Annotated in this window: 8 protein-coding genes; 6 read left to right on the top strand and 2 right to left on the bottom strand. The window is 47.6% G+C overall.

The genetic code is table 11. The features are described from left to right. Positions 1-58 precede the first annotated feature (58 nt). Entirely contained in the window at positions 59-418 is a 360-nt protein-coding gene (locus NC238_17210) for a BlaI/MecI/CopY family transcriptional regulator (protein MCM1567650.1), read from the top strand. Then, positions 415-2,247 (top strand): M56 family metallopeptidase, encoded by a 1,833-nt coding sequence (locus tag NC238_17205; GenBank protein MCM1567649.1) that lies wholly within the window; start codon positions 415-417, stop codon positions 2,245-2,247. The genes NC238_17210 and NC238_17205 overlap by 4 nt, the downstream gene beginning before the upstream one ends. A 147-nt stretch (positions 2,248-2,394) precedes the next feature. Here NC238_17205 and NC238_17200 read toward each other — a convergent pair whose 3' ends face one another. Further along, positions 2,395-2,595 carry a hypothetical protein gene (locus NC238_17200; GenBank protein MCM1567648.1) on the bottom strand — a complete coding sequence of 67 codons (201 nt, stop codon included), beginning with the start codon at positions 2,593-2,595 and terminating at the stop codon, positions 2,395-2,397. A gap of 173 nt (positions 2,596-2,768) precedes the next feature. On the opposite strand from NC238_17200, the gene recQ reads away from it, so the two are divergent. From recQ to NC238_17180, 4 genes are all read left to right on the top strand, one after another. Beyond that, positions 2,769-4,559, top strand: a complete 1,791-nt coding sequence (gene recQ / locus NC238_17195) for a DNA helicase RecQ (protein MCM1567647.1) — start codon at positions 2,769-2,771, stop codon at positions 4,557-4,559. Next, complete coding sequence (locus NC238_17190) at positions 4,543-4,995, top strand: YaiI/YqxD family protein (protein MCM1567646.1); 453 nt, start codon at positions 4,543-4,545, stop codon at positions 4,993-4,995. Before recQ ends, NC238_17190 begins: the two co-directional genes overlap by 17 nt. 68 nt (positions 4,996-5,063) lie before the next feature. After that, positions 5,064-8,627, top strand: a complete 3,564-nt coding sequence (locus tag NC238_17185; protein MCM1567645.1) for an exodeoxyribonuclease V subunit gamma — start codon at positions 5,064-5,066, stop codon at positions 8,625-8,627. Next, on the top strand, positions 8,620-12,702 hold the full coding sequence (locus NC238_17180; GenBank protein ID MCM1567644.1) for a UvrD-helicase domain-containing protein: 4,083 nt from the start codon (positions 8,620-8,622) through the stop codon (positions 12,700-12,702). Before NC238_17185 ends, NC238_17180 begins: the two co-directional genes overlap by 8 nt. On the opposite strand, the gene NC238_17175 is transcribed toward NC238_17180, so the two are convergent. Beyond that, positions 12,666-13,115, bottom strand: a complete 450-nt coding sequence (locus NC238_17175; GenBank protein MCM1567643.1) for a transcriptional repressor — start codon at positions 13,113-13,115, stop codon at positions 12,666-12,668. The two genes, NC238_17180 and NC238_17175, sit on opposite strands and share 37 nt — an antisense overlap. Positions 13,116-13,400 lie beyond the last annotated feature (285 nt).

Raw genomic sequence — 13,400 nt, 5'->3', positions numbered from 1 at the left:
TGAGGTCTATTGGGATAGACTTATAAGTAGGTCTATTAAGATAAACCTTGGGGGTATCATGGAAAACTATAAATTATTTGATGCGGAGTATAGATTTGTCAGTATCGTCTGGGAAAAAGAACCGGTGAATTCGACTGAGCTTGCACGGCTTTCTTTGGAAAGACTGGGCTGGAAGAAGTCAACCACTTACACGGTTTTGCGAAAACTATGTGAACGGGGCATTTTAGACAATGCTGATGCAGTCGTCACTTCACTTGTTAAAAAGGAAGAAGTGCAGAAATATGAAAGCCAATCTTTGATCGAAAAAAACTTTGACGGTTCTCTGCCGCAATTTTTAACAGCATTCCTCGATCGGAAAACGCTCACAGCCAAGGAAGCTGAAGAACTGAAACGAATTATTGAGGAGGCGATACAATGAACAGCTTGATGACAGTTTTCAGCACTGTTGTCGATATGAGCATGACAGCTTCCTATGTGGCTCTCGGTGTGATCCTGATTCGACTGCTTCTGAAAAGGGCACCGAAAGTCTTTTCTTATCTGTTGTGGCTGGCGGTTTTTTTCAGACTGACCTGTCCTGGTTCATTTACCTCGGTTTTTAGTTTCCTAAACGTTGTCAAACCCGCCATGCAGCCTGATGCTTTGCCTGAGACGCTGGTGATGACAGGCCTTGAGAACATAAATTATGCAATAAACGGTACAGTAAACAGCTCAGTTGGCAGTACGCTGCCTCTGGTCGCAGCAATGGGTGTAAGTCCGCTTTCTATGCTGATGTTGCTTGGCAGTATGGTCTGGATGGCCGGAGTTATGGTTCTGCTGATTTGGAATATTCTTTCCTATTTTAAAATTGCAGGAAAGATAAAAACGGCTACGCTGCTGGATGCTTCTTTATCGCATATTTATGAGACAGATCAAATCAGCACACCGTTTGTTTTTGGCTTTAGGAGACCGAGAATTTATTTGCCTGCAGGCATTTCGTCCCGGGAATTACCCTATGTACTGGCGCATGAAACGGTACATATTCAGAGAAGTGATTATCTGATCAAACCGGCGGCATTTTTGGTTCTGATCATCCATTGGTTTAATCCGTTGATGTGGCTCTGCTTTACGCTGATGGTTAAGGACATGGAAATGTCCTGCGATGAAACGGTTATCAGAAACAAGGGGCAAGGGATCAAAGCGGATTATGCCAATTCCCTGCTGGCGTTGGCAGTTCAGAAGAACAGCTTCTGGCAGGCTACCCCTTTAGCTTTCGGTGAAAACAATATTAAAGAGAGAATAAAAAATGTGATCCATTACAGAAAGCCTCGTTTTTGGGTTGGCACGGCTATAATTATCGTGATCGCGGCGTTGATGATTGGATTCATAGCAAACCCGATAAATGGGGCGGCTACAGGGCAGAAAACGTACTCAGGCTACGCGGTCGATAAATTACTGGCCAACAAAACACCGTATGTAGGCAATGCGAGCAAGGTTATCGCGCTGATTGACGCGATGCCTTTGCCAGAAGGGGTTGTCCGGGATAAAGTCGAGTTGCAGACGTCCGCTGAGCCATATGGCATAACCATTAATTATCGGATTAATAACGCTTCGGCGATTACGGCAGAAGACGGAATCATCGGAAATGTGTTTGATCGCAATGCCATTTTGCTCTTTGCTTTGGTGGATAACGTCCAAATCATTAACATTCGATTTGCCGACAGTACTGGGCAATTGGAAGGGTATAGCTGGTCAAAGTCAAGGAGCCGGATTGAGCAGGTCATGCAAGGAGATGTACGTCTTTATTCCGACAATATCGGAAAGCTGAAGGAAATGATTGACCGCTTGAACAGCGTCTATGCCAGTTATGGATATACAGATGGGAATATAGTAGCCAATAATGCGGATCAGGTTAAAAATTGTCTGGAGAAGATCATGACATCACCAATGGATTCCTCAAATCCCTATGATTATTTGAATGCGCATCCGACAGAGGTTGAAACAATTATTGCCATGGATGAAAAAGCACTGCCTTACCTATTCTCCGAATTTGCAAAAGGCGGACAGACAGGCTTAAAGGGAAGTCTGATGGAGATCCTATGCCGGAAGATCCTCGGCAGTGAGGATATCAAATATGCCAGTACGAATCATCAGGACTGGTATGATGCCTATAAGAAACATATCCAGGAGATAACAGACAAAAATAGTTTGGTCTGGGTGCAGGATCATTATCCGAAAGGTGTACTTATTTTTGGGGGAGAACAGAATTAACTAATTTTGGTCTTGTTCCAAACAACCTTTTCTTTAGAAAAGGGATGATGCTCATTTATATATTCAGAATGGGACAACCTACATTGAAAATTTGCCGTTTTTGAAATCTACTATACTAGTGTAGTAAACTTCAAAAACGGCAAATTTTCAAGATATCCATCCAAACGAATACCACAAAAAAACCACCGGATCGAAGTGCTCGAACGCGATGGTTTTTTTGTGTTTGGCTTTGCGGTTGTAAGGATTTGAGTCTTTTGCTCCGGCACCTTTCCGGGGCTGGATAATTTGAGTGCCCATTTTGACTTTAAAGAAAGCGCGCGGATATTTTGTTTTCGGTTTCTTGTTCACAGAAACACCTCCTGAAAATAATTGCAGAAGCAATCTGATTAGAATTGTAACAAAAATCCTGAAATTAATAAAGGAAATGACTTTTTTCCGGCGAACTCTAATACATAAAATCAGCCATAGATTCTGCTCTATGGTTATTTTTCTATAATCCCGACGGATGGGAGATATTCGATATGATTGCGAAAGCAAAAGAAGCCCTGCTCAAGTATTTCGGTTATCGGGAATTCAGAGGAGGGCAGGAACAAGTCATTGAAAGCCTGCTTCAGAGGCAGGATACGTTAGCCATTATGCCTACAGGGGCAGGCAAATCGATTGCGTACCAAATTCCGGCGGTTTTGTTTGAAGGGGTTACGCTGGTTATTTCTCCTTTGATCTCTCTAATGAAAGATCAGGTGGACAGTCTCGGCCAAACCGGCATTCCGGCTACGTTTATCAACAGCTCTATTTCTCCGAAAGAGACCTGGTCGCGCATTGACAGGATGCAGCGGGGAGAGTATAAACTGGTCTATCTGGCTCCGGAGCGTCTGGAGTCCGAAGAGTTCCTTGCCAGGCTGAATGGACTGCCAATCCATTTTGTGGCTGTAGACGAAGCGCACTGTGTTTCCCAGTGGGGCCATGACTTTCGTCCGAGCTATTTGCGGATCAGCAAGTTTCTTCAATCCCTGCCCGCAAGGCCTTTGGTCGGGGCTTTTACGGCTACGGCCACCGAGGAAGTCAGGCAGGATATTATCCGCATGCTGGGCCTTAGGAAACCCAATTGCTTTATCACGGGATTTGACAGGCCGAACCTGAAGTTTTCCGTTCTTCGCGGTGAAAACAAGAAGATATTTGTTCAGAATCGTCTGAAAAATAACCGCGATGATTCAGGAATTATCTATGCCGCAACGCGCAAAGATGTCGACAGACTCTATAAATTGCTGAAAGGACAGGGATTCTCAGTCGGCTGTTACCATGCCGGTTTGCCCGATCACGAACGAAAGCGCAATCAGGAAAAGTTTATCTATGACGAGATTGCTGTGATGGTGGCAACAAACGCTTTCGGCATGGGAATCGATAAATCCAATGTCCGGTTTGTGATCCATTACAACATGCCCAAAAACATTGAATCCTATTATCAGGAAGCTGGTAGGGCGGGCCGTGACGGTGAGCCGGCAGAGTGTTTTTTGCTTTTTGGTCCCCAGGACGTGCAGATTCAGAAAATGATGATTGAAGAAACCATATTTCAGGAACAGCGTGTGGCCAATGAGTATAAAAAACTGCAGGCCATGGTCGATTACTGCCATACATCGAGATGTTTAAGGCAGACCATTCTGGAGTATTTCGGAGAAACAGAAAGTCCGGATAAATGCTGGAACTGTAGCAACTGTGACGATGACCGGAAAAAGGTTGATGTAACTCTGGATGCCCAAAAAATCCTGTCCTGTGTTTACCGGATGAAGGAACGTTTTGGTTCGGCGTTGGTAGCCGAGGTACTCAAAGGCTCCCAGAACAAAAAAGTTCTGCAGTTTGGGCTGGACAGACTATCTACCCATGGGATCATGAAGGACACACCGCTGCAGGAGATTAAGGACAGGATCAGTTTCCTGGCAGCCGAAGGTTATCTTATGGTTGCAGGCGGTCAGTATCCGGTAGTGAAGCTTGCGCCGAAAGCGACGGCTGTGCTTAAGAGTGAGGAAAAAGTGTATCAGATTCAGGTGCAGCGGGAAGAAGTATCGCTCACCGCCGCTGAACAAATATTTGAAAGACTGCGGGCCTTGCGCAAACAGATTGCCCAGCAGGAGGGATTACCTCCGTACATGATTTTTCCGGACAGCACGCTCAGGGAAATGGCCAAAAACTGTCCGCAGGACAGAAATGCGCTGATCCGGGTAAATGGCGTTGGCGAAAGGAAACTGCAGAAATACGGGGATTTATTTTTAACCGAGATCAAGGAGGCCCTGCAAGGACATGAAAATATTGGTTGACGCGGATGCCTGTCCGGTGAAGGAGCTCATTGTGAGCTGCGCGAAACAATTTGAACTTCCGGTCATCATGATCATCGATACTTCCCATGAACTGAAGGACGACTACAGTACGGTGATCACCGTGGACCAGGACCGGGACAGTGTGGATTTTGCACTGATGAAGCGGTTGGACAGGGAGGATATTGTTGTCACGCAGGATTACGGACTGGCGGCGCTTGTTCTGGGGAAAGGCGCCAGGGCCATTAATCAAAATGGTCTTATTTATACCGACAACAATATTGAACGCCTCCTTTTTGAACGTCACGTCGGACAAAAGGTACGGCGCGGGGGAGGAAGAACCACCCATGTTAAGAAAAGAACCAAAGAAGACAATGAGCGGTTTCAAGCGGCTTTTATTAGGCTGATTGAAGAAACCAAAGACCGTACGTTTGAATAACTCAAGAATGAAAAAACACAGAATTACGAGTACTTAGTTGGATAATTCTCAGAGGAACGGAGAACAGGATGAGTCTTAGGTTTATTTACGGACGGTCCGGCAGCGGCAAGTCCACCTATTGCCTGAATGAAATAAAGGAACGCGTCAAAAACGGAGCGGATCATCCTTTGGTGCTGCTTGTGCCGGAACAGTATACGCTGCAGGCGGAGAGGGACTTGATTAATGTGCTGAAGACCGGCGGGATTCTAAAGACGGAAGTATTAAGTTTCCGCCGCCTGGCATTCAGGGTATTTAACGAGGCGGGCGGAATCACGTACCCGCATATCCACCCGGCAGGCAAGAGCATGTTGATCTACCGTGTCCTTACGCAGATTAAAGACGAACTGAAGGTCTATACGAGATCAGCCGACCGCAAAGGGTTTGTCAGTTCGCTTTCAGGGCTAATCACAGAGCTGAAACGGTATAATGTTACGCCGGAAGATCTGCAGAACGTCATTGCCGATATGGCGGACCAGCCGCTCAGGGACAAACTGGCTGAACTGAATGCCGTCTATTCCGGGTTCGAGGAACTGATCCGGCAAAGATATCGGGATAGTGACGATGATCTTACCCTGGCGGCAGCCAAGCTGGAATCCACAAACATTTTTGACGGCGCAGAAATCTGGGTTGATGGTTTTGCCGGATTTACACCGCAGGAATACAAAGTCATCACAAGGCTGCTGCTTAAGGTGAACAGGGTGAACATTTGTCTGTGTACGGACTGTCTTGATGAAGAAGGTCTGATGGAAACCGATGTATTCTCTGAAGTCAAAGGCGTGTACCGTAAGTTCAAGAAAATCTGCCAGGAGGCGGGCTTGGAGATTGAGCCGTCGGTTCATTTGGCGGAAGTTCCTCTGCCCAGGTTTCGCTGCAGTACGGAGTTGTCCCACCTCGAACGGTATTATGATGCCTATCCGTACCGGGTATATCCAGAAGCAACCAGGGATATCTCCCTGCATGCTTCGGTAAATATCTATGCGGAGATTGAAGCTACAGCGGCAGACATCGTCAGGCTTTGCCGGGATCGAGGGCTCAGATACAGAGATATCGCCGTAGTCACCGGAAATCTGGACGGCTACCGGAGTTTCCTGGAAACTGTTTTTGCTGAGTATGAAATTCCATATTTTTTGGACAGTAAGACCGAGATCACAGATCAGCCGCTGGTCAGAATGATTCTGGCGATGCTCGATATATTTAACGACCACTGGTCTTATGAAGCGGTATTTGCGTATCTGAAAACCGGATTGACCGGTCTGGACAGGGAGCGTATGGACCGCATCGAAAATTATGTACTGGCCTGCGGAGTCCGCGGAAGCCGCTGGACGAAAAATGAAGACTGGACGATGCATCCGGGTTTGCTGCCGGAAGAGAATCAGCGGCCCCAAGATGTGGAAAAGGCCAAAATAGAGCTGAAGGAGATCAATCAGACCAGACGTGAAATTGCAGTCCCGCTTCTTCAATTTCGCGCCAAAACCAAAAACAGAAAAAAGGCTTCGGAAATCTGCGAAGCCCTGTATGATTTTCTTGGCGGGATAGGCGTCCCGGCCAGGTTGGAAAGGATCATGGAAGAATTCAGGCGGCAGGGTATGCTGAATCTGGCCAATGAATACGGCCAGGTCTGGAATATCCTGATGAACGTCCTGGATCAGACCGTGGAGACGATGGGCGAGGAGCCTTTGAGTTTGGAAAGCTTTACGGACACCCTGAAAATCGGCTTCGCCGAATATCAGATCGGGTTGATACCGGCTTCGCTGGATCAAGTTCTGATCGGCAGCATCGAGAGGTTCCGAAGCCATCAGATCAAAGCACTTTTTATTTTAGGGGTCAATGACGGGGTGTTCCCTTCCACTGCGCAGACGGAAGGTATCCTGGCCGATGCGGACCGTGCCGCGCTGAATACGGTTGGGATTGAACTGGCTAATGATACCCGCACGCAGGCCTTTCAGGCCCAGTATCTGATTTACCGGTCTTTAACGACCGCATCTGCTTATCTTCGCCTGAGCTGGCCGATCGCCGACCAGGAAGGCCGAAGCTTGCGGCCTTCGTTGGTGATTTACCGGCTGAGGAAGCTGTTCCCGGAAATTTTGGAAAACAGCACGCTGATTCCAGCGCTATCCAGGTTTGCTGCTGGTAAAGAAAATGCTGAGACGGAGAATATAGGGACAGAGAATACAGAGACGAAGAATACAGAAGTGGTGAATGCCGGCACAGAAAATACCTGGCTAGAAAGTGCTGAATTGGAACAGCTGACCGGAAAATCTCCTTCTTTCAAACAAATGGTTGCAGCTTTCCGCCGCAAGGCAGAAGGGCTGGAAATCAACGGCTGGTGGCGGGATGTCTATCGCTGGTACAATGGGCTGGAAGAATGGAAACCGCGCTGTGAGGCACTTCAGACAGCATTCTCAGCCAGAAATATTGCCGAGCCGGTCAGCTCAGCAAAAATAACGGCATTGTATGGCGCATCGGCTCATGCCAGTGCATCGAGGCTCGAAAAATATGCGTCCTGTCAGTTTGCATTTTATCTTCAATATGGACTTGAAGCCAAAGAGAGAAAGATTTATCAGTTCAGTCCGCCGGATGTCGGGACGTTTATGCATGCCGTTCTCGAAAGATTTTCGCTGGAGGCGGCGCAGCAGCAAATCTCTTGGCGAGAGATGGAAAGACCGTGGTGCCGGGAGAAAGTCTCGGAGATTGTGGATGAAATGCTTCGAAAAATGCAGGGGTCCGGCCTCACGTCCTCCCAACGGTATACTTCACTTGCCTTGAGACTGAAAAGGGTCATCACGCGTGCGGTCTGGATGATTGCGGAGCACCTCAAGCGCAGTGGCTTTGAGCCGTTGGGTTATGAGCTTGGATTTGGCGAGCGGGAAAAGTTCCCGCCGATTGTGATTGAACTTGATTCAGGCCGGAAGGTGTCTTTAAGCGGAAGGATTGACAGGGTCGATGCGTTGGAAGCTGAAGAAGGGACCTACCTCAGAATCGTGGATTATAAATCTGGGAGCAAGGATTTCAAACTGGCCGACGTTTATTACGGACTGCAGATCCAGTTATTCACGTATCTCGATGCCCTCTGGCAGAACAGTGGGCTGGAGACGGAAAAACCAGTCCTGCCGGGAGGCATCCTGTATTTCCGGATCGATGATCCTATCGTCAGAGCTGATGGCAGGCTTACGGAGGAAGAGATCGAGCTGGACATTATGAAACAACTGAAAATGAAGGGCCTGCTGCTCGCGGATGTCAAATTGATTAAGGAAATGGACCGGACCATCGACGGCACTTCGCTAATTATTCCGGCTAGGATCAATAAGGGAGACCTTCTGGGCAAATCCTCGGCAGCTACCCTGGAACAATTTGAAATCCTCAGAAAATATGTCCGGAACCTTCTGAAAGACTTATGTGAGGAAATGATGGGCGGCAGTGTTTCGATCACGCCGTACAAGAAAAAGCGGATAACCTCGTGTACCTACTGCTGCTACGCAGCAGTCTGCCAATTTGATCCGGCCAGAAAGGAAAATAGCTTCCGGTTGCTGACCGCCCACGGAGATGAGGAAATCTGGAACCATATCATGAAGGCGGAACAAAATCATGACTGATCAGACGAAATGGACGAATGAACAATGGGAAGCAATTACAGCCAAGGACTGCAACCTGCTGGTTGCAGCGGCTGCCGGGGCCGGTAAGACGGCCGTACTCGTGGAGCGGATCATCCAAAGAATTACGGATAACGATGACCCTGTGGACATTGACCGGCTGCTCGTGGTGACGTTTACCAATGCAGCTGCGGCAGAGATGAGGGAAAGGATTGCCGAAGCTCTCGCTGTAGTATTGGAAAGCAACCCGGGGTCTTCCAATATGCAAAAACAGCTGACGCTGTTAAGCAAAGCCAGTATTACAACCATTCACTCGTTTTGTCTTGAGGTCATCCGTAGTAACTTCCAGGCCATAAATATTGATCCGTCTTTCCGGATTGCCGATGAGACGGAAACGATGCTGATGAAAATGGAAGTACTCAATGACCTGTTTGATGAAATGTATGAAGAGAATGCCGAGAATCACGATTTTCTTGAACTATTAGAGTGTTATGGCGGTAACAGGGACGATCAGGCCTTACAGGACATGGTGCTGAATCTGCATACGTTTATACAAAGCAGTCCCTGGCCGGAAAAATGGCTTGCGGAGATGACCGGACGTTTCGGCATGTCCGAAGGGACGGATTTCAGTCAGACCAGCTGGGGAAAAATCCTGCTTAAAAGTATCGGACTTGAAATTGAGGGACTGATACAGAATATGCAGGCCGCAGTTGCGCTTCTGCAGCCTGGTACAGGACTGGATAAATACCGTCCTATCTTCGAGGAAGAATACTGCTTTCTGCAGCATATCCGGGAGCTTTGTCTGGAAGAGCGTAATGCCAGGTGGGATGACCTTGCCCAAACAGCCCGGAACTACCCGTTTCAAAGACTGCCGTCAGCCGGCAAAGATGCGGATAAAGCTGTTCAAGAGCAGGTCAAAGAAATCCGGGATCAGGTCAAAAAGAAGATTGGTAAACTGAAAGAACGGGCCCTGGCAGCTGATTCGGCAGATATCAGAGCAGATTTGCAGACCCTCCGGCCGCTGATGCAGTGTCTAAGCAGACTGGTTGTTGAATTTGAACGCAGATATGCGCTGAAAAAGAATGGCAAGTCTCTGGTGGATTTTAATGACCTGGAACATTTTTGCCTCGAAATTCTGACGGTGCAGGATGAAACGGGAGCGTATGTGCCGTCTGAAGCAGCCAAACGCTATCAGGAACGTTTCGCGGAAATTCTGGTCGATGAGTACCAGGACAGCAATCTGGTCCAGGAGATTTTGCTTCAGATGATTTCCCGGACAGGATCAGCCAGACCGAATGTCTTTATGGTCGGAGATGTCAAACAGAGTATTTACAGATTCAGACAGGCTAAACCGGAACTGTTTCTGGAGAAGTATCACAGTTACTCTCCGGAACAAGGCGCCAGCCATCGAAAAATTTGCCTGTATAAGAATTTCCGCAGCCGCCGGGAAGTGGTTGATGCTGTTAACTACATTTTCAGGCAGATCATGTCGGTTCAGGTCGGGGAACTGGACTACAATGACAACGAGGCTTTGAATCCGGGAGCCGTCTTTGCCGAAAATGACCAGGAACAGCTGACTGTTGGCGGATCCGTAGAATTTCATCTTATTCAAACAGGTGATCCGGAGCGGTTGGATCAGGAAAACGGATTTTCTGACAGTTCAGGTCAGGAAGAACAGGAATTGACGGAGTTTGCGGACGCCTCAAATGGCCTCTCTGATGAAACGGAACAGATTGACCCGGGGATGCTGGATGCGATCCAGTGCGAAGCCCGCTTTACGGTTCGAAGGATAGAGGAACTATTCCAGCCGGACGAACAGGGCAGACGGGCGGCAGTTTATGATAAGGAAAGCAAAGCGTACCGAGAGCTGCGCTGCAGCGACATTGTCATTCTTCTCCGGACCACCCGGAACTGGTCCGAGGTATTCACAGAGGAACTGACGGCGGCTGGCATCCCTGCCTTTGCTGATACCGGCACAGGATTTTTCAAGTCTTCCGAGGTACAGGTGATCCTGTCACTGCTCCAGATCATTGATAATCCGTTGCAGGATATTCCGTTATTGGCCGTTCTGAGATCGCCGCTGGCCGCTTTCTCATCTGATGAACTCGCCGGGCTGCGGCTTACCAGACGGCATGTGCCGATCTATGAGGCGCTTAAACAGTTGGTGGAAGAGACGGCAGAAGAGGATACTCCTGAACCGGAGAGCGGAAAGCCTGATAACGAATTAGAGAGCAGTAAGCCGGGAATCAAATTTCAGAATCAACTCGCGGACGGAAAATCTGAGATAGGAAAAATGAAGAACGAAACACCTGGAAAAGAAACGCTGAAAAAGAAAGCAGCAATGTTCCTGAGCAACCTTCACAGATGGCGGGACACCGCTCAATATCTGTCTGCCGACGGGCTGCTCTGGCAGCTTTATACCGAGACAGGCTATTATGGGATTGTCGGAGCGATGCCTGGGGGCGTGCAGCGTCAGGCCAATCTCCGGATTCTATTTGAACGGGCCAGACAATATGAGGAAACGAGTTTTAAAGGGCTGTTCAATTTTATTAATTTCATTGACAAGCTTAAAAGCAACCAGGGTGATTTTGGCAATGCCAAAATCCTTGGTGAAAATGATAATGTCGTCCGGATTATGAGTATTCATAAAAGCAAAGGGCTGGAATTCCCGGTCGTTATTTTGGCCGGATGCGGCAAGAAATTTAACTTTCATGATTTAAACAGGAGTATTTTATTTCATCAGGAGCTTGGACTCGGTCCTGACGTTGCGGATCCGAGGCTCAGGATAGCGTATCCGTCTGTTCCTAAATATGCAATTCGGGAACAAATCAGGATGGAGACCCTGTCGGAAGAAATGCGGATTCTCTATGTGGCCTTGACCAGAGCCAGGGAAAAGCTGATTATCTCCGGAGCAGTTTCCAATGCTCGGAAGGCGTTGAATAAATGGTCTAAAGCTGCTGCAGGTGATCCGGAAAAGCTGCCTGCATACGAAGTATTCAAAGGAGAAAAATATCTGGACTGGATCGGGCCGGCACTCATAAAGTACCGGGGCTGCAGCACTGCCACTCGGGCCGGCTGGCTCGGGTATCCTACCGATGTAACAGAGGGAGCATCGGGAAACGGTCTGCTTGACGATCCGTCCGAATGGCAGATCCGCATGTGGACAAAAAATGAGCTTCTTGGCAGATCAGCCGTTCAGGAAAAGGAAGAAGAAACATTCATCCGATGGCTGGCTAGTTTACATCAGGAGACCGAAGATCACGGTGATACCGAAGTTAATGATGATAATAACGATAATAACGATAGTAGAGATAATAGTGATAATAATGACAGCGACAGTGATCGACTCCACCGCAGAGATGTAAAGAAAGAGATTGCGCGAAGGCTTGGCTGGGAGTATACTTTCACTGCCAGTACCCGAATCCCGCCCAAAGTCTCTGTCACCGAACTGAAGAGACGGCTGGAAGCGGAGCTTTCGGAAGAGACAGGGCTGGGGCTTGCAAACGGATCGGCTTCCCTGCCGCAGCTGATCAAAAAGCCGTTGTTTCTCGAAGAAAAGAAAGGGCTAAATGCGGCAGAAGTGGGAACAATTCTGCATTTTGTCATGCAGCACCTGGATGTTCAGCGCAATGACATTCCGAATCAGATTCAGGAAATGGTCAAAAAAGAACTGCTCACAGAGCAGCAGGCTGAAAGCGTCGATCCGGAAAAGATAATGTTTTTTCTCGAGTCCCCGCTCGGACGCAGAATGAAGGCTTCAGGCAGTGTAAACCGTGAAGTCCGTTTTAATATAGAAATACCATGCCGGGAAGTATTCCCTGACATGGCGGCAGGTGCCTGCGGGCAGGAGGTCGTCTTGCTGCAGGGCATTATTGACTGTTATTTTGAGGAAGAGGACGGGATTGTTCTGGTTGACTATAAGACGGACCGGATTCCGGAAGGCGGATCCCGCATTATTCTGGAAAGGTACCGCCAGCAGATTCTCTATTACGCCAGGGCGCTGGAAATGCTGACAGGGAAAAAAGTCAAAGAAAAGTATTTTTATCTTTTTGGCTGCGGCGAGGTCTTGCAGTCCTGACAGTAACCGTAGATTTCCAATTTGTGCTGGATCACATCGAAATCGGCCTGGTCTTTCAGGGCCTTTTCGAATTCTTTCATTGGGCAGTCCGCAATCGAGATCCGTTTGTTGCACTTCATACAAATCAGATAGTGTTTATGCTGGTCATGATTCAGTTCATATCTGGCTTTGCCGTCATCAGAGATATTCGTTTTGAGAAGCAGATTGCCCGACATCAGCTTTTCCAGCGTACGATAGACGGTAGAAAGGCAAATGGACAAGCTTTTATCTTTTAGAGAAATAAAAATCTCCTCAGCCGTCAGAGGTTCTTCCGCATTCTGAAGCAGGTCAAATATCAAGTTCCTATGCTTGGTATTCTTGATCCCTGCTTTTTTCATGATTTCTTTTAATGGGTCTTGCTGGTTTTCAGGCAAAGAATTCAGTCCTTTTAGTCAAATTTTTGCTCACAACGGAACAGTGCCCTCCGAATTGATCATGAGGTTGTTTTTGTCAGTCGCTCCAGAAGATTTTTAATGATTTCAACCTAATATATCTGACTCTGACTCTATTGTAATACTTTTACACAGCTTCACAAAGCATTAATGACTTTGCCAAAAAATATTTGGAATAATTTCTAATCAAGGGGAATAAAATGCATACTTTTGTAGTATAATCAATTTATATATTAATGCAAATGAGAACCATTTGCAAATTTTAGG

Origin of the sequence: Dehalobacter sp., from assembly GCA_023667845.1 — a bacterium.
Taxonomy (GTDB): domain Bacteria; phylum Bacillota; class Desulfitobacteriia; order Desulfitobacteriales; family Syntrophobotulaceae; genus Dehalobacter.
The sequence above is the reverse complement of the archived record's forward strand: the minus strand, read 5'-3'. Positions and strand labels throughout refer to the sequence as shown.

Excerpts from the sequence above, each read along its gene's own strand:
- NC238_17210 (MCM1567650.1), top strand. The coding sequence starts at position 59 with ATGGAAAACTATAAATTATTTGATGCGGAGTATAGATTTGTCAGTATC.
- NC238_17205 (MCM1567649.1), top strand. The coding sequence starts at position 415 with ATGAACAGCTTGATGACAGTTTTCAGCACTGTTGTCGATATGAGCATG.
- recQ (MCM1567647.1), top strand. The coding sequence starts at position 2,769 with ATGATTGCGAAAGCAAAAGAAGCCCTGCTCAAGTATTTCGGTTATCGG.
- NC238_17190 (MCM1567646.1), top strand. The coding sequence starts at position 4,543 with ATGAAAATATTGGTTGACGCGGATGCCTGTCCGGTGAAGGAGCTCATT.
- NC238_17185 (MCM1567645.1), top strand. The coding sequence starts at position 5,064 with ATGAGTCTTAGGTTTATTTACGGACGGTCCGGCAGCGGCAAGTCCACC.
- NC238_17180 (MCM1567644.1), top strand. The coding sequence starts at position 8,620 with ATGACTGATCAGACGAAATGGACGAATGAACAATGGGAAGCAATTACA.